We start from the raw sequence: 23,926 nt of genomic DNA, 5'->3' as shown, positions 1-23,926 counted from the left end.
CTCAATAAAAATTTATCAATACAGGTAATTTTACATTGAAATACGCTTCGCTTTTTCTACGATAATATCAGTTAGCAATTCTTCAAGATTTTTGCCTTGTTTTGCAAAATGTTCTTTTACAATAATTCTTGTCTTTGCATTTCTTTTAGATGCTTTTTTTCTCAGTGAAATGTTTATATCTTGTTTTTTAATGGTTTCAATAATAATCCCCCCTTTCTGTGTGTCATTTCATAAGCAGACAGACGGCTTCGGAAAGCTCCGTTAGTATCTCAACTATTCCCATTCTTGTGGGCAGAACCGCACCATGCGGACGTATCATTATTCTGTGAGTATAGGTCGTGGCAAAGCAACCTTTCCAACGGTTGCTCTCGGATCACTACGTGGGTCGCTCGCTTCCCTTATGGAAAGGTCATGGCGTACAGTTCCCGTGGCTCGCTATCTCACAAACGTATCTGTCTGCTTTATTCAATTTTCAAAGAACAGTTGGAGAAAACCTATAAAGGCTCTCATGTGTAAAAGCAGGAGCAGAGCAGGAAAGAGGGGATTGAACAAATCATGCTCTGCTGGCAACTGCTGATTATTCCTCTATCTCAAATTCACAAATCATCTTCAATAGAGCTTCTCTGATACGCCCTTTTAATTCCATATCTACGACAACACAGACATTTCCGTATTCATCATAGAAGGGACGTAAACAGCATTTTGATATGTATGGTTCGTAGAACTGCAATAGCTTCTCAATAGAATTTATATTACCGTCCACAGCCGACGAAATAAGATAAAATGACGGGTGTGTTTTATTCATTTTCCGTGTTCTCCTTTAACTTTTTTCCAATTTTATCAAGTGAGCTTTTCCTAATACGAAATGACGTTGAACGGTCAATTTTCATCTTGTCGCCGATTTCTGCATCGCTCATGCCAAGAAAGAAATACATCAATACAATGTTCTGTCTTTTTCTGAAAGAGCTTTGAGAGCGTCCGCTAATTCATCATCAAGTACACGGATTTCAATACCACATACATCAAAAGCTGTGTAGTCGCTTTCGTACTCGTCCCAGACAGCCAGCTTTTCAACAACGATTTCTGGAAGCTCACAGAATGAGATTTCCTTATTCCTGCGTCGCCTTAATTCCTTTCGGTAATTTCGTACAATGTTCTTGACTACACGTTTTAGCTTGCAGTCGAATTGACATTGTACTGTCTTTTGGAAGTCCGACGGTTTCATAATCACACCCCCTTTCCGTTATGACGTGAAAAGTGTTTATCCCTCTTTCCGCACCATATCTGTACGGCAAGGTGTGATTTGTTGCAGGATTTCAGAAAAAAGTTGAAATTATTTTGAGCAATAAAAAAGCCCGCACAAAACATAGTGTTTGTGCGAGCTAAAGCTCTGGCATATTCAGTTGTAATTGTAAGTGTTGTACTGCTAAATTGAGCTTGATGTTTTTGTAGATTTCTTAAAATATTCCATAATGCAAGCCCCCTTAAAGCAGTGCGTTAAATATCTAAAATCTTGATTTTCTGTAATTAAACAGGACACTTGTTACAACAATAATATTGTTTGTGTTCAAAAGTAGTGTGATATATTTTCATTAGGGGATTATACCTTTTTGGGCATAACGAATATCAATAAGTCTCAATACATCTTGATATGAGGTATTCTTAGAAATTATATCTATCATAAGCCACTTTTGTCCATTTCCCTCTCTAGTATTGTGATAGATTTTCTGTATATATTCAGAAAATTGAGGTAACAAGTTTTCGACATGTTCTTTCTCTTTATTACCCACGACCACCAATACAGTAAAATAGTTTTTCTTAGGATAGATAACACACAATGATTTTCCAGATTTTCTAAATTTCACATTCCAACCACGTGCCCAGACATCTTTACTGTATTCGATTTTACAAACCGCTTTATATTTATCGTTCATATACTGATAGAACTCATCAAATATAGGGCTCTCAATATAACCGCTTATTTCACTAATATTAGGTGCATAATTTATATCCTTTATATTTATCACAACGGACTATACTCTCCTTTATAGGTTTTCTGTCTTATTTCCATTGACATTGGATAATTCCTTTTCAGCATTTCCTATTTCCACAGGAATCACCCATATTTCCATATAACTAATATCTGCACTTCCTTTGTAATATTTTTCTGCCATGAACGGCTTTGTAATCAATTTATGATTTGGAAGCCATGTTTCAAACAGATACTTATTTGCTTGATTTAAAGCAGTGGTAACAAGTTCTTCAAAAGATTCTGCCTCAATTCTGCATACAACATACTCACCTGCTGGTAATGTGTGTTGTACCATATTTTTAGGACATACATCTATTGATGAAACCATACCTCCTACAAAGTAAAGGAACGTTCCTTTATCTGGACTTGCTGAATGAGATACACCAAGCTCAATACCATTGTTAAAAATGGCACTTTCGGTTTGCAGTTTCTTTGCATGAAATTCACGCCATAGCTGACCTGGAACATCAATTCCCGTACTTTCTCCAACAGGAATTTGTTCAGTAACATTTACTGTTTTTTCAAAACCAAAATACATTTCCCTTGTTCTTAATGTTTTCCTTTGAATCTCCAAAACAATATTCCCTACAATCAATGGAACATTTTCATCAATCATAATATAACGGGAAGAAAGTTCTGGTTTGTCAAATGTATTTAACATAGGAACACTCTTTCTGTATTCATCAGGAGTAATATGGTAAACTTCTTTAAATGCTCTTGTAAAATTAGCATGGTCTGAAAATCCGTATTTTAAAGCTATGTCTAATATTCTTTCTTCTGAATTATTTAATTCTGTTATTACCATTGCTAAACGACGAAGCTTGATATACTCTTGCACTGATTTCTTAACTAATCTTTTGAATAAACGTTGGTAATAAAATGTAGAAAGACAGGCGATTTCCGCCAGTTTTTCTGTTTCGATTTTTTCACTTAAATGTTGTTCAATATAATTTAATGACATTTCAATATTTTCATATGCGTACATATCAGTACCTCCTTGTATAATTTATAATCAAAGTATACATGATAATTTTTTGTACGGCTTGTCATACAATGCCATTATCTTGTAAGAAAATAGTAATATATACCAGATTTTGCAGTCATTCTGAAAATTATGGGCTGTTCCTTTTTGAAAAAATGATTGTCAGCCTTGTATATTTATGCCTTTTAGAAGTAATGTTTAAATTCAACCCCAACCTATCACATAGCCTTTTAATAGATATAGCCCCATAGCCAGTTGCATTTGTTTTTTTACATATTTAAGTTCAATATTTCAAAACATATTTTATTGTGACAAATGCAATATTGAATAAATTTTTCCAATAGTTTTTTTAATAGGTCTATCTTTATAGAAATAGTATTCTACATATTTCCATTTGTCTGGATTATATATTAACACTTTACCTGTACAATCATCTTTATCCAATGAAAAATTTATAGCTTTCATTTGTTCCATTGGTGTAATTTCATGTTCAATTTCAAGAGCAAACTTTGACAGATTAAAGTCTTTTCCCAAACAACATGTTATTGGAATACCTATATTTATTTTTTGCCAACCGAATGAACTCAAAATATTATCATAATAACCATCAAAAATGAATTTGTTCATACCTTCATTATTCTTCCATACATATAGTGGAGAATACTCATTACAACTCCTTGAAGAATCTTTTTTTTCAGATATGAGGTATGCTTTAAATATCAAATTCTGAAAGCCATCCGTTCTATGTCCATTATCAGCTACTCGCTGTCTAATCACGTTCATGTCGTAGTTATCTGGTAGTGAAATCTTATATTGCATAGCAATCATTATTTTTCCCTTCTTTCTTTATCAGCTATTCTGCTTCAAATTACAATTTAATTATACATTTTAGTTCGTTATGTGTATAATAGTTGTAAATGATGATAGATATCATTTTAAATAATAATGGAGGTGCTATTATGGAAAGTCTGGAACTTAGAATATTTAGAGAAGTTGCTCATACAAAATCAATATCAAAAACTGCTGAAAGTATGGGGTATGTTCAATCTAATATTACTGCACATATCAAAAAACTGGAAAGCGAATTAAACACGACACTATTCATTCGCCATAGCAAAGGCGTAACCCTCACAAAAGATGGAGAAAAATTACTGTATCAAGCAGAAAAGATAATCTCTTTACTAGATAAGACGTTACAATCTTTTCAGAACAATCCTAAAACTTTAAAAATTGGCACAACACAGACAATAGCTGGTTATTTATTGCCCAAATGTATCATTGAATATCAAAAACAGTTTCCAAATGTGTCATTGTCAGTTTCCACACTAAACCAAGACGAATTAGACCAGAGTCTATCTAATGGACTATTAGATTGTATAATCACTAACAGTACCCACAATATTACACAAGGTAAGCAGATTTTGGAGTTTCAAGAAAATTTAATGCTCGCAACTCCATGCTCCTGCAATTCCATAAATGATATTTTTACATATCCAATTATCATAAATAATATCAAGTCCTGCCCCTACAGAAAAGCTCTTTTGGATTGGTGGAACTTACATCAATCGAAATCACCAATGATAATTGAATTAGATACTGTAGAAGCAATTCTTAATACCGTTGCTATGGGCGGTGGAATATCATTATTACCAAAATATATTTTAGCAGATAAACAAAATATCAATAGCTTCTATATTGAAGATTTGCAATATACATCAATTCATATGTGGATTGCTATGAATAAGCTTCCGTCAGAATATTTTGCTTTAAAGGACATTCTAAAAAAACAATTTAAAATAGATAACAACTAAGGCAGATAACCACGGCACGGTGTATCTGCCTTTTACTATGTTATCTTACAATTTTCCAGTTACTATCCTTATGTAGCACTAGCTCAAACTGTGATACTTGCGTTGCCTTTGTCTGATTGTCTATGAATTTCACGGCAACCTTGACTTTCACATTGTCCCCGTCAGCCGTAAATACGGGATTGACTAATTCAGAATAAAGGTAGTCCCTACCGATAGGTTCAAGCACATTGCCAGCTACATAGTAGGCAAGTTCTTTTTCGGTTGCTGTCGGGTACAGCTTAAAGAATGTTTCTAAAAATGCCGTAGCGTCATTCACGGTATCAGCGTCCACACTTGCGTCTGCTTCTTGTGCCTTTGGTTCATAGTTGGATTTCTCAATCGCTGGTGCAAGGGTTGGGTTCTGAATGATTACCATATCGCCGTCTTTATCCACATGGACTTTGACGGTATAGGTCGCCTTGACATTCGTTGTCTGTTCGCCCTCTTTTATCTGCTGATCTACTTCGTAGGTAGCAATAAAATCGTCCGTTCCAGACTGTTCTATATCCCAAATCAGCACATTCGTAACGGTGGAGCTGGTCGGTATATCTGTTCTTATGGTATCAAGGTTCAAGTCCTGCAATTCCTTTGTCAAATAACCGCTGATAGCCTGCGTCCTTGCTTCGATAGCTTCTTTGCTGTTGTCCCATGTGTAGTAGGACTTCGCAAAGTTTTTGACGAAATTTTCAATCCCGTTGGTGTCGTTCAATTTTAGCTGAATGGTTTCTGTTTCATGTACCGTGTGCATATCAATAGCGGTAAAGTTCTTATACACGCCAAAGCTCACGCTTGCGATAAGCACCACCCACAGAGCAATCACAGATTTCTTATGTGTACCTACTTTTACAGTACGCACCTTTTTTTCTTTTACTGGTTTTTCTTTCTTTTTAAACATGGTTTCCAATCCTTTCTACTGTTTTATTCTTCCAGCACAAATCAAGTGCTGTTGCCAATAGGCATTATTGAGGTCGGCATATCCGATAGGGTCGCCTGCATGATACATCTGATTATTTCCTACATAGATACCGACATGGGTTACATAGCTTCCTGCATTGTCTGTACTGTGGAAAAAGACTAAATCGCCAGCCTTTGCTTGCGACAGTGGGATATGCTGTGTTGCGTCATACTGCGTTTGTGCCGTTCTCGGTAAAGAGATACCAGCCTTGCCATAGCACCACTGTACCAATCCCGAACAATCAAAAGAAGTGTTCGGGTTACTGCCACCATACACATACTTCCAGCCTTGATATTTCAACGCTTCATTCATTATCTTTTGTGCCAGCTCGCCCGATACTTGATTGACGATAAGGTACTGATTCACAAGCTCCACATAGAACATATTTCCATAACCGTAACGCCAGCCCCCGTTTTTTGCTACAGCGATAGGGTTCGTATAGGTTACTTTTTGACCGCCCGACTTATCCCTTGCGAAGTTTTCTGCAAGGTTGAACGTATGCTTTTTTCCGTTTCCTGCCACATAGCCAACATAGCCACCGCCATAGTTATAGGATTGTATCACGACATTTATATCACTGATACCTTGATTTTTGCAGGAAGAAAGCAGGGACGCAAAATATTTACACCCCCTGCTTGATTGAGCTTTCCGTATCTAGTGAGTTAGGCGGTAGTCCCAGACTTTCCGAGCTTTGCATAACGTCCTCGGCTGTACCGCCACTTTCCACTTGTATGATTGCCAGCAGGATATTGACATACTCGGAAATACCGTTTTCTTTGGCATACTTTTCTACCATAGGCTGATGTTTCAACACCTCGGTAGATAGGTTCATGCCTGCATAACTGGAAGAATAACCACCGTTCCCGTCGTCGTCCTCGGCACTAATCAGAACTCCAAAGAACAGCACAATAGAAAAGAGGATAGGAAACAGACTGCCAATAATAGCGATATGTCTTAGTTTCATTTCTTCCTTTGTCCTTTCTTAAATAGGGTTCGCTTGTTCTTCTCGATACTCTGCTGTGTTTGCTTTTGTGTGGTTGTTTTCACAACACGGTCAGTCTTGTAATTCTGCCTTACGGTTTCTTGATTGACGGTCTTTGCTGATGAACCACCAGAAGATAGCGGACGTTCCTTGACAACATTTTTCTTGATAGGTTCATCATTTTTAACCGTAGAAGCTGTGGCAGGACGTTTGACTTCCTGCTGTTTTTCTACATTGACCTTAGAAGTGGTAGCTGGTCTTTCATGGGGACGGGTAGCTCCGCTTGTCGCTGATCCGTCCGTTTTCTTACCTGCCTGCCTTGCTTCCTGTGCTTTTTGAAGTTCCATACGTTTGTCGGCGATATTCTGTCTATGGAGCTGTTGCTTTTCTAAACGTTCAGACTGGCGATTTTCCTTTTCCTGCACCACGCCACGTTTGAAGTCGGACACGCTGGACTTTGCCTTTTCTTTGGCAGAGTGAACCGCATAGGCGGTCTGTGTCGGCATATCCTTGATATTTTCTTTGACAGCGGTTGCCTTATCCTTGACCTTGTTTTTCGTATCAAGGACAGCACCAACGGCAGAACCAGCTTTCTGTCCCATGCTGGAACTTGCATTTCCACGATTGCCCTTTGTTCCATTCTGGCGTGTAGATTTAGAACTGGCAACGACACCGCCAGCTACCGCACCAGCGACACCACCAGCACTAACAGCCCTTGCAAGTCGATGTTCCATACGTCTAGCTCTATGTCGCATGAACAGATACGGTCTGCGGAATATTCGGCGTCCCATGCTTTGACTGTCACTAGCATTTAAAGAGAACATACTCATCAAGTCGCCCAGCTTCATATAGATACCTGCAAAACACACTATCTGCAAGAACGCCACCATAAAGAACGGGTAGTCCGTAGATATGTTGTAGAACATACTGGAAATACTAAAAGCTACCGTTACAATCAGCGTAATACCAGCTCTTGTCATAATCGTATTGAATACACGGACGATTGCCTGCTTTGCCATGCTTTCATAGCTCGGTATCATACTTAGTAGAAAACTGATAGGCAGGAACATAGCGAAGATAATAAAAAGTATTTGGCTGAACAACATCATACCCGTAAGCAGAAATACAAATACAGTTATCCCTAAGTTGAAGATAAGCAGGAAGAATACCATGCCTAAACGGTTCACGACCTGCGGTATCGTCAGATTGTTGTTGTCGTTGTCCTCAATCTCCGTCTTTACCACATTTTCTCTTGTTTCGCCGTCCTCATCCTCTGGGCTTGCCGATACCAGAGCTTCCACACGGTCAGAACCAATTTCCTCTATATCGCTGTTGCCAAACTGTAAGAGTAGCCACGGCTGTTGTACTTGTATGGAAAATAGGCTGTCCCTTATCAAGTCCACACTGTCCTTGCCTTTGCTGTCGCTGTCGGGAAGCATGATTTTTGTTCCTAAGTCTAAAGAAGCGGTACTGATGTCTGATGAAAATTCATTCACTTTCTTTATGTAGTCGGGTGCATAGGCAATGAAAGAAGCCGATACCAGAAACACCACAACAAAGTTGATAACGGCGTGTAGTGCCTTGCTGGTTTCTCGCTTTATCAGTCCCGTATAGGCTACATAGATACCTACCACTAAAATAATCAGAAGTAGGAAGCCCACATAAAAGCCAGAAGTTGAAAAGCCGTTTTCGGTAACACCTGCAAGGGTCTGTATGCTTTTTCCAATACTGTCTGCCATATCATTGATGAAATCTAACTTATAGGCTTCCTGCACCACATAGCCCGTGGCATTGCTTAAATACAAGCTAATAGTCCAGACGAAATTAGTAATGCAGTACAGCCCGTATTGCACCGATTTTCCGATACCGTCCAGCCAGTTCCACGGTAGCCACGACCAGCTATTATCCACATAGAAATCAAGCTGATAGTTGCTTAACGGATATTTAGAGTACAGATTTTCGGTATTGATAGTGTCGTCCACAAGTCCCGTAGCGTGTGCCACCGTTCCCAAGACTGAAAGCAGGATAAGGGACAGTACCACGACAAACAGAGCCATTTTGGGAAAGTGGAATATCTTTCTTCTTGTGAACGCACCTTTTATCCTTTCTTTCATCATTCCACCTCATTTCTCTGTATCGGCGGTCTGGTATCAAAGGCGTGCAGTAATTCTTCAAAAACTGGGTGTATCTGCACCACGCCCACACGTCCGTATAAATCTTGTAATAGGCATTGTCCGTTTTCCAAATCACGCAATCGCTTCTGGTTGTTCTCGTCCTCTTTGTCAATGCTGAAAAATTCAAGGGTCTGCTTTATCTCGTTAATGTCAGTAGAACGGAAAGCGAATTTTAGACCGATATTATTTTTCAGACTTTCCTTTGACACGTCGCCCGAAGATTGCGTTACAAAGTAGACACCTGCCTGCATAGCACGACCAGCACGCACCAGCTTGTTTGAGAGCGTTTCGCCTTGTGCCACATTTAAGAACGCCCATGCTTCGTCCAAGTCCACGATTTTAAAGATTGACCTATCACTGTGAATGAAATCTAAGGCAAAGGTACTAATTACAATCAGCATGGAAACGGACAGTAATTCAATGGTCGTGTATTCCTCAAAGGTCGTGTCCTTGTCTGGCAGTACCAAGTCGGCTACTTGAATGATGTTGAGCTGGTTGTCTAAACTGATTGCATTTTCCACCGTACCGTCCGAAAACAGCAGATGTGCAAAATCATAGTCTGTAAAGCTGTCGATATGGTCGGCAATATTCCTTGATACTGGCGTATCTTCCTTTCGTAATTCCTCAATCACATGGAGCAATCCTCGCTGGTCGCTCTGGGTAACGGCACGCACCGCTTTTCTAAGAACGGGGAACTTCTCGCCGTCCCTTGAGGAAATACCCGTAAGGAATGTGAGTATGTCGATTGCCAGACTTTCAGCGTCTTTGACATTCTGCATAATTACGAACGGGTCAAGAAGCCCTGCATTTTCTCTATCGCTGGTTAGGTTCACGATATTGATTTCATGGGCGATTTCTGGGAGCGTTTCTTTCCAGTTGCCACGCTCACTTTTCGGGTCTAAGATTACCGCTTGACCGCCAAACAGCACAGAATAATAGACAAGCAGGTTGTTACAGAATGATTTTCCACCGCCAAGACTTCCTACAAAGGCAGAAGCAAGGGCATTTGTAACCGTACCTTTTACACCTTGACTGGCAAGGGACGGTTGCAGATATACATTGCGTCCCGTATCAACGGAATAACCAATATAGATGCCCGTATTTTCCCCTAATTGCTGTGTTGCTCCAAAGCCAAGCCCTGCTAAAAAATCACTTTTTACATACTGCACATAATCATTGATGTAACGCTTGCTGGCTGGTAGAAATTCCGAGTGAAGTCCTAACATATCGCCAGCAGGACGCACCAGCTTGACGTTCAAATCGTCGTAGAAGTCCTTGACTTCATCACAGCGTCTTTTCAGCTCGTCAAGGTTGGGAGCTGATACACGGATAACATAAGAAAGCTTATACATACTTTCTTTTGACTGGTCTAAATCCGTTTCCAGCTCGTCCACACTGTCTAATGCGTCCACCACGTTTGAGCTGGTTTCACTGCCAGACTGATAGGCGTGATTATCAAGGTCTTTCAATTCCTTTTTCTTATTACGGACAGTGGATAACGCCTTTCGGTTTTCCACGATTTCTACATTCATGCTGGTATCAACGGGAAAGGTAAACTGCTGTTGCTGGAAGTAGAAGATTTCACTGGACGGAAAATCAAGCTCGCCGACAATCGCATTGACGGTAAAGTAGGAAACGTAGCTTTCGCTGTCCTCATGCTCCAAGCGTAAATGTCGCTGGCTTTCTTCCACAAGGCAACGTGTAGGTCGTATCAGGTCATAGTGCTTTATCAGTGTTTCCTTTTTCAGTTTCTTCTTTGGTAAGCTGTACTCATAATCTTCATAGGCGATACCGTCCCTGCCGTAAAGATGTTCAATCAGATACCCGAAGTCGTTTGTTTCCAAGCGTCGCACCTTGAAGCGTCGGCTGATTTTATTTTCCAATAACTTCTCCATTTTTAGATAGCGGTTGATTTCATCATTCGGCATGGAAACAAAGTCATTCATCAGCGTGTGATTCACTTCATGGATAAACTCCTTGAATGTCAGAAACGCCGATTGCTTCATGGTCTTTAGGTTCATGTTCTGGTCTGTTACCATGAGCTTGAAGCCAAGAAAAAAGCGGTAGTCTACTTGATTGTCCCCAATCATGCTTACTAACGCTTCGGTCTGTTCATCTATCTTCTGGTAGGCAACTTCTTTCAAGCGTCCCGTAACCAGCTTTTTTGACTGCTCCTGCATACTGCGGATTGAGCTTTCCGTGGCAATCTGCAAGGCGTGTATCTTGCCCTCACGGGACTGTACGATAAGCTGTCGGAAGCTGTCATGCACAATAAATTTCTGTTCAGCGGATAGAAAACTGTAATTGTAAGGTATCAGCTCATAGTAGGCGAACACCTCATTGTCCTTGTTCCAGACAAGGTTATTGTCGATATATTTAATCGGGAACATAGCTTATACTCCTTACTGCCGTGATATTTTCATGTAGTACCTGCTTATCCAGTTTCACGGCTTTTCCTGCATAAGTCAGTTTTGGTCGAAGTCCGTAAGTAATCATGGACTTTAGAAAACTGTATGGTTTCTTGCCGTCAAAGGTCTTTTGCGACATAAACCATGTAAGAGCCACGGGAATACCAAAGTATTTCAAAAATGCTCCCTCAATCATGGATAAAGGTGGTAAGTCCCCAAATAGAATGATGATAAACTCGGTTATCACAAACCATGTAATCTGTGTAAAAGTAACGGGAAAAGGCAGGTTAAAGTCATTTATTGCGTACAAGACTTTTTCCACGTTCCAGATACCCGTGTAGCTTTTAATCTTTTTCATGTTTTCGTTTCAACTCCTTTCTCATAATGGAAAAGGACAGCCGTTTTCAGACTGTCCCCAATAGAAAAAGCTGTCAGAAGCAACCCGTTAGGTCGCTGATCTTCCAGCTTTAATATGGTATCTCGCAGATACCACGGCTTGTCGTGATGAAGCAACCGCCCATATCCAAATCTCTGCCGTAGGCTTCATAGTCAATATAATTCTGTAACTGTGAGGGTATTTCCCCCAATGCCTGCAATTCATCTATGTAGTAGTAGGCAACGTCTGTCATATCGTCACAGTCGGGATAATAGTAAATATCGTCCTTGTGTTCCACGACTTCTTCCAGTGTCCCAAAGTGGCTGATAAATTCGTCCAATGCGTCCATGATATAGTCGGGCAATTCTTCAATCAGTTCGTACATTTCATTTAATTCTTCGATAGAGATATATTCGCCAATCTCAATGGGAAAGTTATCGGTATCATGGATTGCGTATTCTTCGTATCGCTCATTCAAGCCGATACGCTCTTTTACGTCGTCCTCATCAATAGGGAAAGAGAACCAGTCGCCAACCAGATAGCCCTCATTGTATTTTCCAAGATTAGCAATATATACCCTCATATCATCAATCATAAGCAACCCTCATTTCTTACAGCGGTATCTCAAAGATACCGTGGTCTGTTTCCAAGAAACGCCCGTTTTCCTGCAAATGATTAGCGTATTCTTCATAATCGAAATAATAAGTCTGGCAATCTTCAGATAAGCTCTGAAAAGCAGGACTATTCGCCAGCTTAACACGGGCAACGTCAATCATGCTCTTACAGTCTGGATAAGAGATAACCCCGTATCTGTTATTGTAGAGTTCTTCCAGATTTTCATAATAAGAAAGAAGTTGTTTGTATTCTTCTTTGATATAGTCGGGTAGTCGCTGATACATAAAATTCAGCTCGTTCAGTTGATAAATACTGGTATGTTCGTGTACATCATCAGCATAAGGCAACACCTTTTCAATAATGCGGTAATCTTGACTTTCTGCACCGACACCTATCTTTTTTTCAAACTCTGCAACATCTATCGGCAGGTCGAACCAGTATGACGTTGTTTCTTCGCCAGTTGTTCCTCTCGTTTCCACCAGCACCCTTGTTTCCTGCATTGTTCCTCACGTCCTTTCTGTTGTTCCATAACAACGGTCAATGTCTGGTAGTTTGTACCAAACACATACTTTAAAAAATCTTCTAATTGTTTCTGTGGATAATCGGCAAGGTTCAGTCGCTTCATTTCATGCCATACTTTACGCTTATGATGTAGCAAATCTGAAATATAGGTACAGTCGATAGTTGCCTGCATATCCGAAAATATATCTTTCAAATCATCACTCCAATCTTAAATTTAGATATAGAAAAAGCAGTCAATCCTAAGACTAACTGCTTTGTATGTGTGCTGGTATGAAGTTGTTAAATTGTATTTATCAATTCTTGTACTTCATTAAAAAATCTGGATAAATGAAAACCGTCTGCTACGGCATGGTGTATATTCATAGTCAGAGGCATAATGTATTTTTCTTGTTCTAATTCATACTTTCCCCAAGTAACAACGGGTGCAAGAAACTTTCCCTCATCAAAAACATGAACATCAAAATGATTATATTTTACCCACGGTAAGCAAGATACATCAAAAAAATTCAAAGGTTGATTTTCTACAAAAGCCCGTTTATTTTTGAATTTCTCTCTATCTAGCATAAATTGATTATAAAACTCAAATATGTTATCACAATAAACGGTACTCAACTTTGTGAAATTTTCATCTTCTTTGTGAAATTCAGTATACGACGGAGAAATAAAATTCCACCTTATTAAATTACCATTGTTGTCCCAACCATACTTAAATTCATCATGTGCATTAACGACTTTTGAAACAATCCACATCATAACGGGATAAAACTTCAAGTCATTATTCTTTGTAAACTTAATCAGTTTTCTCACATCAATATCAACGGTCAAACTCATAACAATACGCATATTATCAATGTAATTTTGAAACAGTTTACCTCTTTTCCATTCATTCAAATCAATTTTTGTATATTTGTATTCCATATCCATTCTCCTTTACATTTTAAAATTTCATTAAATGCAAGGCTCTCTGGCTAATATACCACTCCATGCAAGTCTATTCCATTAAGCCTTGTATGGAGATAATACAATACATAATTTCATAAAATCACTCCTTAGTGTTTTCGTATTCATATTATATCATTCTCATACCAGCACTACAATAAACTTTTACACACCAATAATCTTATTGAATAACTCTAACAACACATCTTTGACACCGCCAGCATTGAATACCAATCCAACAGCAACTAAGGCAACTACTAAGAAACCGATAAGTTTTGAAAACTCACGCTTAAACCCTAAGTAGATACCAATTACGACGATTGCCATAAGCACTAAAGACTGTGCGTTGCTTAAAAACCAGTTGTACAAATTTTGTCCGAAATTCATTTATTTTTCCTCGCTTTCTTTTAATTCCATCATGTGTCGGTCAGCTTCCTTTCCGACACTCATAATACACATCAGAACCACGCCGATACTCACGCCAAGTGATACCAGCAGTAAGTCCTTAATCGATTCCCACATAATCAATCACGCCTTTTCTTGTTCTATCAGTTCGTCCACCGAAGCCGTTTGCTGTTTGACTATCTGCTTGTGCTTATCCGTCAGCTTTGCCTGCTGTTCAATGGTTTTGAGATACTCTGTCTGATTGCCTGCGTCTATCTGTTTCAGCATTTTCAAGGTCGGGGCAACCTGCCTTTGTAGCCAGTTAAGCGTCCTTTGCAGAGTGTAAGGCTCTGGCTTTGTCGTCAGCTTCACGGGCGGTCGTCCCTCGCCAATGAACCAAGACCAGCGGGCGTTGGTTTTCCAGTCGCTTTTTCGCTTGTCCGCTTCCTTGTCAGCAAAGCGGATATACTGGTTGATAATAGAAAATGCCGTCAGCTCTGCGTCGTAGTGGGTCAGCAGTTCTCTCACGGCATAGTAGGCACGTTCATTTTTCAAACGTATCTCAAATCGGTTTTTAATGGGGACTTCCTCAATCGGTATTCCCAATTTTGAGGATTGTTCATAATTCTTTTCATAGGCACAGAAGTACACTTCACTGGTAAATGAACCAATGTAAAGCGTGTGTCCCATGCCGTCCTTGTTGACTTCGTTATGCTTTACCAGCTCCCCAGAACCATAGTTCTTGAAAGAACGGAATTTAGAAATACATTCCTCATGCTTGCATTTCTCTATCAGTTCTGGAATATCCAGCAAGCCCGTTCTGTCATTGATTGCAAGGTCAAGGCGTTTCATCACACCGCCCTCAACCAGTGCGTCCATGAAGAAGTCATACCAGCTTCGCTCTTGTGCCAGCAGGTAGCTTTCAAACTGGCGACAGCCTTTGCCTTTCAGTTCCAGCAGGACACCTTTTTCCTTGTCTTGTGAAGTATAAACGAACACGTCCCCGATATAGTAATGTTCGGTGTACTTGTAATGCCCGAAATCTTCGTGAAGCATATAGTCTACATTCAGCTTTAGAATGTCCTTGATAACGTGCTGTATATCCAACGTGGGAAATCGAATACGCACATAATCAAAGAGCAGGAACATAGGAGCGTCGGGATTGAACCGTTCCACAGCGTCCAGAAGTTTCTCCTGCATTTCCTTTGTCAGATTGACCTTGCCAGCTTCGATACGGCTAAGGTGTTCACGGCTGATACCAGCCATGATTGCAAGCCTTGTCTGCGATACGCCGTAATCACTGCGTTTGGCTTTCAAGGCGTTGAGAAAATCAGTATCATTCAGTTGTCATACCCCCAATCGTGATATTTTTGTGATTTTGTGATATTTTCAAGCGATTATCACAAACGGCTGAAAACAAAGAAAACCCTTATGCTTAGCGGACTTCCAAAGGTTTTTGAACCAGTTTCCAGCGTAATTGTGCCCCTCTGTTAGATAATGAGGGGCTTGTATGTGCTGGCGTGGCTAACGCCACACCAGCAACGGCTAGTCCGTGCCGTCGCCTTTCGCTTCGCACGTCGCCGTCCCGTCCTGCCTTGCGTATGCAAGAGAGCCTATGGTCTGCAAAAAATCATGTCCTTTTGGAACTAAGGGTGTGTAAAATTCACTTATGACGCTTGTTCCCACATCACAATAGCCACGTCCCTTGATACGCTTCTGGAAAAACTGCTTTTTCACATCAGAACCGAACAGCATACCGTAACCTAATTCGCTGATACGCCCCAAGCCAACACGGAAGTTAAAATTATCTCTGATACCGTCCGAGAAATATTTTGCGTCTGGACGCTGGCAGGCAACAATAAGGAAATATCCTGCTTGTCGTCCTAACATGACGATTTTCTTTAGCTGGCTAAGTAGGCTCACACTTTCTTTTGTCCCCAGCATTTCAAAAAACGCCACATATTCATCAAAGATAAGAAAGCAGGGCGGTAAACCAAGATAGGCGTAGTTTTCGCCCGTTTTATAGTCTGGGTGTCGCTTCATTTCTTCGCTTCGCTGTACCATTCCCTCATAAAAGGCATTGACGCAATCAATCATTTCTTCTTTGGTATGATAAACATTTGGCATAACTGTTCCTAAATCGGCAAGGTCAGCATTCTTTGGGTCTAAGATGTAAAGCACAGCGTTGGTATGCAGTAAGGCTTCAATGAGCGTCAGCAAAAAATAAGTTTTACCGCCACCAGTCCCACCAGCAATCAGAGCGTGAGGGAGTGCGTCATATTCCCATACAAGATTTTTCATCAGTTTAAGACAGCCATTTTCTGCTTTCACTTCGTCAATGGTAATGCGGTTTGCTATCATATCATAAAGCATGGTGTATTCGATATAACCGTCATGTAAAGTCTTATCGGTCAGTTCACAATACAAGCCACTTTCCAGCTTATCCTCTAACCGTAAAAGCTGGTCTTGATATTTCCCTAATGTGATTTCACAGCGGATATGAAGCAATCCCTTTTCCATTTGATAGTAAATCTTTGGAAACCAGACGATTTTTTCCCTTGATCTGCTTTGCAGGTCAGTAAAAAAACCGCTGTCTTGTACGGTATCTGCTTCATACCACTTGTTTTCCAGTATCATTCTTGCCAGCTTTTGACGGTGCAGGAGCTTCTTGAAACTGTCGTAACAGAAGCGGTAATACCAAAAAGCGACCAATGCACAAACACCAGTCGCTATCAGTATGGTTATGAAGTTGTAAGGGGAAAGCGTCAAGCCATTGTCCAATAAGCTGAAATGTTCCCAGTCGGTACGCATGAGCTGTTTGATATTCAGTAGCAGGAGAACCGCCACGAATACAAACAGAAGCGTCCTTATGGAAAAATGGTAAACAAGGTGCTTATCGCTGGCTCTGATACGGTGTCCTTTGTTTAAAATCATTCTCATAAATCAGTCACTCCTTTCTGGATATGAAAAAAGCAGTCAATCGTATAGACTAACTACTTTGTGTATATGGATATAAAATTGTCAAACTGAAATTTGAAAATCACTTTTTCTTGATAAGTTTCAGTTTTATATTTCTTCTGTCGGCAATCTTCTGAAACACCTCTACCACATACAAGCATTGTGCCTTAAATGGTAGTAAGGACAATTCGTCATTAGATTGTATTTGTTTCATTGCTTCTTGCAATTCTGAAAGTTCTAATAAATTAACTGCCACACAAAAGAAAGTCTTTCTACGCCCGTCATTATAGTTAGAAAGTAAGTAAGAAAGAATTTGTGTTTTTTCCTGCTGGTCAAGATTGTATTGCTCAATGCCTATGTTTTTTGCTCTTTCTAAATCTGCTTTTCGCCGTTTATGCGTGATGAAAGAATCATAATCATCAATGTGTTGATATTTTTCACATGGATATTGTTTGCATTCATAGCAATATTCAATCTTTCCATGTTCAAGACTACATTTTGCAATTCTGCATGATTGATTACCATTGCCACAACCGCCACAGTAATTTCCCAAAAGCATAGGGCATAGTCCGCAATTCAATCCGCAAAGAGAAAATAATTGATTTTTGCGTTCAAATCCTTTCATAGTATTAGTCTCCTAACTTTCAATTTATCGCATACAAGCATTTATAAATTTCATAGGTACATCCATACGTTCTGCAACTTGTTCTGGTGTCATTCCACTATTTAAGAAACGCTTGCACACTATCTTCATGTTTTCTCCAACTTCGATAATATGTTTATCTGGGTCATAAAAGCGGACTACACGCTGTCCCCATGAATGTTCTATAATAGGGTGGACATATTCAATATCATATTCTTTCAGCCTATCAGCAAATTTATCAAAATCATCTTCTTCAAAATAAACTTCAAAATTGTTACCACCAAAAGAAATATCACTTGTACCGATAAACTCTTTGTATGTTTCACTTGTCTGTAAGGCTAAGCCACCTGTTAAAGTTTTATTTGCTCCAAAATCCATAATGACATGAAGTCCAAAAACCTTTTTATAAAACTCAACTGATTTATCTATATCAGTTACTACCAACATAGGGTTTTTAAATTTCATTTTTGCCACCTCCACAACTTCCAATTTTCTTTATGTCCACATGACAGCATTTTCATATATCCGCTATTATAAGAAATTATCCATTTGCTAATGGTGTGGTAATAAACTACTTTCTATTTGGTTTTCTTTTTATCCTCAAAAGTTTAACAAAATCGTCAAACAAAGTTGTATCTGTTGGCTCAAACATCAGCCATTTTCCGTCATGGTAAGTTTTTGTTTCATCATAAATTCTCTGAACTTCTTTTGAATAATTATCTCTATCTGTATCGAATTTTAACCGTTCATCTTTACCTAAGATAATCATAAATCCCACACAGTTTTCTCTAGCATATAAGGCACATAATGTTTTGCCACCTCGACGATACTTATATTCATAATTCCATGCTTTGCCACCTTTATTCCATAGACATTCCATTTCATACTTTTCATCAATCAAGGCACACAATTCATTCCATACACTATATAATGATTGTCCGACCAAAGCAGTCATTTCCTCTGCATTAGGTATTTTATCTAGCATACACATTTCTCCTTTATAAGTCTAAATTAACTGTTTCCACATCCATATTATAACAGTTGTTTATATCTGCTACAATGAAAAACTAGTTTGTCAGCTTACTTTTTCTGCTGTCCCTGCGGAGCGTTGTTCTGCGGATTTCCAGCTTGACCGCCTTTGTTCTTCAATACAATATCATCAGCTTTGATGTACCAATCAACCGTAGTCCCTCTAAAGTTGGCATTTGCCACCGTATCAGCTACGGGATTGATTAACTCCACTTCCGCATTATAAGGAAAGTCCTTTACGGGAACATCAGCGGGGATTGACACTTGTATCATGCGTTCCTGCACACTACATTTCAAATCATAAGTACGACGCTTAATTTCATCACTTGTCGTTCCGTCCTCATTTTCTACACGCACCTCATGTCGAAGTGCAGAGAATTTCAATACTCCAAAAGTTTTTTCGTTATCTAATACAATTCCATTTGCTAATCTCATAATCAAATACCCCCTTATTTGCTTTCTGCTGGCAACATATCATCAGCCATTAAAATGTAGTTTGTAAATCCACGTCATTTGACGTTGTAACCCTCTGCGGTAATGCGTGGGTTAATCAGTTTTACTTTCTGCTCTGGCTTAAAATGCTTCTCGCCAGCTTTTGCAGGCAATACAACGATAATGTCGTCGGCTCTCTGAATATCCGAATACAAGTTGTAACTTCTTGATACGGGAGTGTAACGCCCATTGATACGTTGCTGTTCTACTTTGTTTTCCCCTGCAAATTCCAAGTTTCCAAAAGTCTGTGCCACATTCGGCACGATATATTTTAATTCCATATTGTTTTACCTCGTTTCTTTCTTTTAGTTTGATTGATGTGTGTATTCTGGCATTTAGGAAAGTACCCGCAAGCCCCCAGATAGTAAAGGGTAAATAAATGCTAACGCACCCTTGACTATCCGTGTTCTTGCAGGTAATCGGCAGACAAGCCAGAATAGGTATAGTCTGCCTATCTAAGCTACGGCGGAGAGCGTGATTTTTCTTTTCTCATACAGCTACCGCCTTATGATTTCTTCATCTTACGGCGTTTGAAAAAGTATGTACCAGCCAGACCACCAGCAGAAACAAACATCATAATTGCAAAGACAAGGATATTTGTATTGTCGCCCGTTTTGGGGCTGTCTGTTTTCGTAGGTGTATCTGGTGTGGTTGGCTTCTCTGGTTCTTCTGGGGTAGGTGTTTCTGGTACTTCCTTGATAGTAACTGTCTGTCCGTCGTCATCAATGTCATTATGCTCCGTAACTTTGATAGGTTTGTCTGGATTGCTTAAATCGTATAATTCCTCAAAAGTTACAAGCTGTTTACCGCCAAGAGTGGAAGCGTCAAAGGTAAACTCGATTTTAACTTCCATAGTTTCGCTGTCAGCCGTAAAGATGTAGTCATTCTCAATACGCTTGTCATTGATGATAAGCTCTGCATTTTCTTCTTTTAACATCTGCCAGCCCACAAGCTGATACTTCGTACCGACTTCTAAGCCCTCTAACTTGACTGTATCAACGATAGTTACATCTTTTCCAGCTTCAATCTCTTTCTTGCCGTCTTTATCCGTAGCTATCGTATGAATTTTGACGATACGCTCTGTGATAAGCACTGTCTGTCCGTCGTCATCAATGTCCTTGTGTTCCGCAACTTTTACGGGTTCTTCTGGATTGCTTAAATCGTATAATTCCTCAAAGGTTACAAGGTTCTTACCGCCAAGAGCAGACGCATTGAAAGTATAAGCGATTTCCACTTTCATAGCTTCATCATCAGCAACAAAAGTATAGTCATTTTCCACACGCTTGTTATTGATGATTAGCTCTGCATTTTCTTCTTTTAACATCTGCCAGCCTTTCAACTGATACTTTGTCCCTTTGATAAGACCGTCTAATTTGACTGTATCAATGATAGTTACGTCTTTCCCAGCAAGAATAGTCTTTTCGCCGTCCTTGCTGGTAGCGGTAGTATGGATAGTGATTTCTTTTTCGTATTCATCAGTCAGCGTACCTAAATCAACCACAACCTTATTTCTGGAAATGACAATCTTAAACGGTGGAATAAGTTTGAAGCCTTTGTTGCTTTCACAACGTAATTCTTCAATGATGTAGGTATCATATAGCAAAGCACCTTTGCTGTCGTCTGGTTCAGAAGTACCAAACCACACACCGTCCTCGCTTGTTTTTCCTGCATTAGTATTGTGCTTGTGGGAAGCCCAATCAGAAGCAGTAGAGAATTGTCCGTTATCATCAGTTACAACAACATGACTTTCGCCCGTCGTCTTGCTTGTGATCCTAAACGGAACATCTGCAAGACGCTTGTGCGAACCTGCACCAATTTTTACGCCCTCAATATCGCCACGTTTAATCTGGTTATAGATAGAGTGGGCTTCGTCAGTCAAATCAACGATTTTTCCATTCTCTGTGATTTCAAAATCAATCGGCTTTGCACCGTCAATCAAATATCCCTCTGGCGGTTTTTGTTCAGACAATCTGTATTTTCCGTAAGGTAATAGGTCAGCAAAAGTAGAAGCGATACCCTCAATGTCAGTATGGATTGTCTTTAACACTTCATTTTTCTTGTATAACTTGCCCTCAACTAAGACGGTATTCTCATTTAAGGAAATGATTTCAAAGGCGGTATCTTTCAAAGTCGCACCGCCTTGAGCTTTCGTGTCTTTGGTTTCTAAATCTCGTTTCTGGATTTTCACACCGCCACGAATGACTTTATCAGAAACATGGTATTGATTGCTTCCAGATAATACGGCAAGGTCGCCGTCCTCTGTAATCTGTGTCAGATACATTCCTTTTATCTGTTCTTCGCTACCGTCAGCCTGCATATATGCACCCTCTAACAAGTAACCCGACGGACTTTTTGTTTCCTCAACAGTTAGTGTTCCTAATGGAAGTACGTTTTTACCGTCCTGCGTATAGAAGCTGTCCCCAGATACTTTATATTTGTCAGCTAAACGAGTAATGTAATGGATAGCATCGTCGCTGTCTTTTTCAGCGATAGTCTTTGTTATCCATGTACGAGTTGCTTCGGCAGGAAGATTATCCTTGTTGTAGTAGCCAGCGTAGAAGTTCCATGTAAACTCTGCTCCCTCTAAAGAAGCGTTTCCTTGTGGATTGGATTTCTGTGTTTCCATGTCAATCTTGAAAAGCTCAATCAAGGTATCTGTTACCTTTGGAGTATCAGATACTTTCAAGGTTGCCGTCTTTCCAGCCTCCACACTCAAACTGTAAATAGTTTTATCAATTTTAAATCCTGCTGGTGCAGAAAGTTCCTTGATATATACTGTACTGGCTCTTACTTCAACGGCTTCTGTATTTCCGCTGGTATCTGTCGTAAGAGTGGCAAGCTGTTTCGTGCAGTCTTTATCAGAATACACACCATACGTTGCACCAGCGATAGAGTAAATCCCGTTGCCGTCTGTAATATTGGCGTTGGTGGAAGTCTTTTGAAGTTTGGCATTTCCGACAGCTAACTTCGCCCAGAATTGCCCTAACTCTTGACCCTCGCCAGAATAGATATATCCGCCACAGTCATAACGTCCTTTGTTTTCTTTCACAAAGGCTTTTGCTCCTGCGAATACTTCATCTTGCGTTGCCTTTGGTATTTCGTCATAAGAAGCTCGCACGTTATCACATTGCCAGCCTAAGTGAACACTCAATCTTTGCCACACAACAAGCTGTCTTAAAAGGTAGGCATGATTGTTTCTTATTCCGTTATGGCTGTTGGTGTATTGCTTCACATATTCGATAGATAAAGCAACATCACTTATCTGGTCGGCACTCATACGGGTGCTTGCGTCAGAACGTGTTTTATAACCATTTTTGAAAGCTGTGTTGATGTCGATACAATAAGCGTCCTCGTCCTCAACTTTCATGTGTCCCTCATTAAACGTTTCTGTAATAGAGCCGTCATTGTTGACACGTTCTACAATACCAACACGCTCGGCAGACTCCGTCCAATACTGTGTTTCCGACGCATGAACAGCCATTGTCGGTAATGCAGTAAGAACGGTTGTAAAGGCTAGGAAGCCCGTACATAATCGCTTTAATATCTTTTTCATAATTCTTAATGCTCCTTTCGTTTTGGGTAATAAAATAGCCGTCCACTAGGAACGGCTGGAAATAGAAAAGGAACGTCATTCTAGGCGTTCCATAGTCTATCAATCATTTAATTTTTCTTTATTAGTAAATCGCTGTGGTGCAAGCAAGTAAACACGGATTGTATTTCTATATTTTTAACTTTGGGAAACTCCAGTTTCCCATTTAGATATAGAAGCTTTAGAAACTCCTATATAATTTGCAAGTTCATCTTGTGTAATTCCTTTTTTTTTACGCTTTAAAATCAGCGTTTTTGCGATGTTTAATTCATTCATGTCAATCCCTCCTTATATATAATTATATCCTTAAACATGTAAAGCTAACAAGCGATTTGAAGTTGACTTTTGACGAAAAAATCAACCACAGAGAAACAAATAAACAAGTATCTAAAATATATATTTAAATATATTTTAAAAATAATTTGTAAAATATGTAAACTTTGTAAACAAAATCCATATTATATATAAAACTAGTAGTTAATCTATCTAAATACAGTTTTTATTTATCACGTTTTTTAACATTTTGTATAAAATATCTTTTAATATAAGCACCTTATTTTCATTTCTCATTTCATATTCTTTTTAAAATCCTGAATATAACTCTTCAATTTTCCATTTAATTCTTTTATAAAGTTATTATTCATACTTATTCCTCTAATTGTAACATGCAATTATCATGTATTGGTAATTGTCTATTATATAAAATTCTATAAAAGAAAAGCAGTCAATCATTTAGATTAACTGCTTGTACATATATCTTATTAAATTGTATAAACTATAATTTTTATTATTCTCCATTTTCATCCCAAGTCATAAATCCCCATCCACTATCTGGATAAGTATCAATAGACTTTTCTCTAATCATATAACCAATTTTATAACACTCTTTTGTTATTTTATTAGATAGTATACAGTCTTCTCCATTTAGCTAATTCCATTCAATTAACTTTTCAACCTTAACTTTTATAAAATAATCTTTTTTAATAATTTCATACT

Annotated in this window: 25 protein-coding genes and 2 pseudogenes; 1 reads left to right on the top strand and 26 read right to left on the bottom strand. The window is 39.1% G+C overall.

The genetic code is table 11. The features are described from left to right. Positions 1-577: 577 nt before the first annotated feature. The 5 genes and pseudogenes from IR152_RS11945 to IR152_RS11925 form a co-directional block, all read right to left on the bottom strand. Entirely contained in the window at positions 578-805 is a 228-nt protein-coding gene (locus IR152_RS11945) for a helix-turn-helix domain-containing protein (protein WP_044822746.1), read from the bottom strand. Further along, positions 798-1,225, bottom strand: a pseudogene (locus IR152_RS11940) (RNA polymerase sigma factor). Before IR152_RS11940 ends, IR152_RS11945 begins: the two are co-directional and overlap by 8 nt. A gap of 367 nt (positions 1,226-1,592) precedes the next feature. Further along, positions 1,593-2,027, bottom strand: coding sequence for a DUF3788 domain-containing protein (locus IR152_RS11935; protein ID WP_227452189.1), 435 nt, complete (start codon positions 2,025-2,027; stop codon positions 1,593-1,595). An 18-nt stretch (positions 2,028-2,045) separates the two neighbouring features. Continuing rightward, the gene (locus IR152_RS11930; protein ID WP_413927497.1) at positions 2,046-2,993 is read right to left on the bottom strand and encodes an AraC family transcriptional regulator; all 948 of its coding nucleotides are present in this window, start codon (positions 2,991-2,993) and stop codon (positions 2,046-2,048) included. A 324-nt stretch (positions 2,994-3,317) separates the two neighbouring features. Further along, positions 3,318-3,842, bottom strand: coding sequence for a DUF4865 family protein (locus IR152_RS11925; RefSeq protein WP_227452187.1), 525 nt, complete (start codon positions 3,840-3,842; stop codon positions 3,318-3,320). 131 nt (positions 3,843-3,973) lie between these two features. Here IR152_RS11925 and IR152_RS11920 point away from each other — a divergent pair, with 131 nt between their 5' ends. Continuing rightward, positions 3,974-4,825: a LysR family transcriptional regulator gene (locus IR152_RS11920; protein WP_227452186.1), complete on the top strand. Its 852-nt coding sequence runs from the start codon at positions 3,974-3,976 to the stop codon at positions 4,823-4,825. A gap of 40 nt (positions 4,826-4,865) precedes the next feature. Here IR152_RS11920 and IR152_RS11915 read toward each other — a convergent pair whose 3' ends face one another. The 21 genes and pseudogenes from IR152_RS11915 to IR152_RS20470 form a co-directional block, all read right to left on the bottom strand. Further along, entirely contained in the window at positions 4,866-5,759 is an 894-nt protein-coding gene (locus tag IR152_RS11915; RefSeq protein ID WP_227452185.1) for a conjugal transfer protein, read from the bottom strand. 15 nt (positions 5,760-5,774) lie between these two features. Next, positions 5,775-6,783: pseudogene (locus tag IR152_RS11910) on the bottom strand (lysozyme family protein). Further along, a complete protein-coding gene (locus IR152_RS11905; RefSeq protein WP_227452184.1) occupies positions 6,780-8,915 on the bottom strand; it encodes a type IV secretion system protein in 2,136 nt (711 codons plus the stop codon). Before IR152_RS11905 ends, IR152_RS11910 begins: the two are co-directional and overlap by 4 nt. Beyond that, positions 8,915-11,365, bottom strand: a complete 2,451-nt coding sequence (locus IR152_RS11900; RefSeq protein ID WP_227452183.1) for an ATP-binding protein — start codon at positions 11,363-11,365, stop codon at positions 8,915-8,917. The genes IR152_RS11905 and IR152_RS11900 overlap by 1 nt, the downstream gene beginning before the upstream one ends. Then, the gene (locus tag IR152_RS11895; RefSeq protein WP_227452182.1) at positions 11,352-11,741 is read right to left on the bottom strand and encodes a conjugal transfer protein; all 390 of its coding nucleotides are present in this window, start codon (positions 11,739-11,741) and stop codon (positions 11,352-11,354) included. The genes IR152_RS11900 and IR152_RS11895 overlap by 14 nt, the downstream gene beginning before the upstream one ends. 109 nt (positions 11,742-11,850) lie before the next feature. Beyond that, entirely contained in the window at positions 11,851-12,354 is a 504-nt protein-coding gene (locus IR152_RS11890; protein ID WP_227452181.1) for an antirestriction protein ArdA, read from the bottom strand. Between the two features lie 16 nt (positions 12,355-12,370). Then, entirely contained in the window at positions 12,371-12,874 is a 504-nt protein-coding gene (locus tag IR152_RS11885; RefSeq protein WP_227452180.1) for an antirestriction protein ArdA, read from the bottom strand. Beyond that, positions 12,793-13,089: a conjugal transfer protein gene (locus IR152_RS11880; protein ID WP_227452179.1), complete on the bottom strand. Its 297-nt coding sequence runs from the start codon at positions 13,087-13,089 to the stop codon at positions 12,793-12,795. The genes IR152_RS11885 and IR152_RS11880 overlap by 82 nt, the downstream gene beginning before the upstream one ends. Before the next feature lie 86 nt (positions 13,090-13,175). Continuing rightward, a complete protein-coding gene (locus tag IR152_RS11875; RefSeq protein WP_227452178.1) occupies positions 13,176-13,814 on the bottom strand; it encodes a CatA-like O-acetyltransferase in 639 nt (212 codons plus the stop codon). Positions 13,815-14,000: 186 nt separating this feature from the next. Continuing rightward, positions 14,001-14,222, bottom strand: coding sequence for a hypothetical protein (locus tag IR152_RS11870; protein WP_227452177.1), 222 nt, complete (start codon positions 14,220-14,222; stop codon positions 14,001-14,003). Then, positions 14,223-14,357 carry a DUF3789 domain-containing protein gene (locus IR152_RS11865; RefSeq protein ID WP_227452176.1) on the bottom strand — a complete coding sequence of 45 codons (135 nt, stop codon included), beginning with the start codon at positions 14,355-14,357 and terminating at the stop codon, positions 14,223-14,225. Between the two features lie 6 nt (positions 14,358-14,363). Further along, complete coding sequence (gene mobT, locus IR152_RS11860; RefSeq protein WP_227452213.1) at positions 14,364-15,563, bottom strand: MobT family relaxase; 1,200 nt, start codon at positions 15,561-15,563, stop codon at positions 14,364-14,366. A gap of 201 nt (positions 15,564-15,764) precedes the next feature. Then, positions 15,765-17,159 carry an FtsK/SpoIIIE domain-containing protein gene (locus IR152_RS11855; protein ID WP_227452175.1) on the bottom strand — a complete coding sequence of 465 codons (1,395 nt, stop codon included), beginning with the start codon at positions 17,157-17,159 and terminating at the stop codon, positions 15,765-15,767. 100 nt (positions 17,160-17,259) lie between these two features. Continuing rightward, positions 17,260-17,802: a DUF3795 domain-containing protein gene (locus IR152_RS11850; RefSeq protein WP_227452174.1), complete on the bottom strand. Its 543-nt coding sequence runs from the start codon at positions 17,800-17,802 to the stop codon at positions 17,260-17,262. Between the two features lie 24 nt (positions 17,803-17,826). Then, positions 17,827-18,285, bottom strand: a complete 459-nt coding sequence (locus IR152_RS11845; RefSeq protein ID WP_227452173.1) for a VOC family protein — start codon at positions 18,283-18,285, stop codon at positions 17,827-17,829. 106 nt (positions 18,286-18,391) lie between these two features. Beyond that, positions 18,392-18,805 (bottom strand): DUF3788 domain-containing protein, encoded by a 414-nt coding sequence (locus IR152_RS11840; RefSeq protein ID WP_021360144.1) that lies wholly within the window; start codon positions 18,803-18,805, stop codon positions 18,392-18,394. Between the two features lie 95 nt (positions 18,806-18,900). Next, positions 18,901-19,284, bottom strand: coding sequence for a YdcP family protein (locus IR152_RS11835; protein WP_065977959.1), 384 nt, complete (start codon positions 19,282-19,284; stop codon positions 18,901-18,903). Positions 19,285-19,358: 74 nt separating this feature from the next. Continuing rightward, positions 19,359-19,622, bottom strand: a complete 264-nt coding sequence (locus IR152_RS11830; protein WP_227452172.1) for a YdcP family protein — start codon at positions 19,620-19,622, stop codon at positions 19,359-19,361. A 224-nt stretch (positions 19,623-19,846) separates the two neighbouring features. Then, positions 19,847-22,894, bottom strand: coding sequence for an SrtB-anchored collagen-binding adhesin (locus IR152_RS11825; protein ID WP_227452171.1), 3,048 nt, complete (start codon positions 22,892-22,894; stop codon positions 19,847-19,849). A gap of 174 nt (positions 22,895-23,068) precedes the next feature. After that, positions 23,069-23,206 carry a helix-turn-helix domain-containing protein gene (locus IR152_RS11820; protein WP_413927496.1) on the bottom strand — a complete coding sequence of 46 codons (138 nt, stop codon included), beginning with the start codon at positions 23,204-23,206 and terminating at the stop codon, positions 23,069-23,071. A 511-nt stretch (positions 23,207-23,717) separates the two neighbouring features. Then, positions 23,718-23,840 carry a DUF2185 domain-containing protein gene (locus IR152_RS20470; protein ID WP_077711488.1) on the bottom strand — a complete coding sequence of 41 codons (123 nt, stop codon included), beginning with the start codon at positions 23,838-23,840 and terminating at the stop codon, positions 23,718-23,720. Positions 23,841-23,926 lie beyond the last annotated feature (86 nt).

This window comes from Clostridioides sp. ES-S-0108-01 (assembly GCF_020662285.1).
Classification (GTDB): Bacteria; Bacillota; Clostridia; order Peptostreptococcales; family Peptostreptococcaceae; genus Clostridioides.
This window is presented reverse-complemented; position numbering and strand designations above follow the sequence as displayed.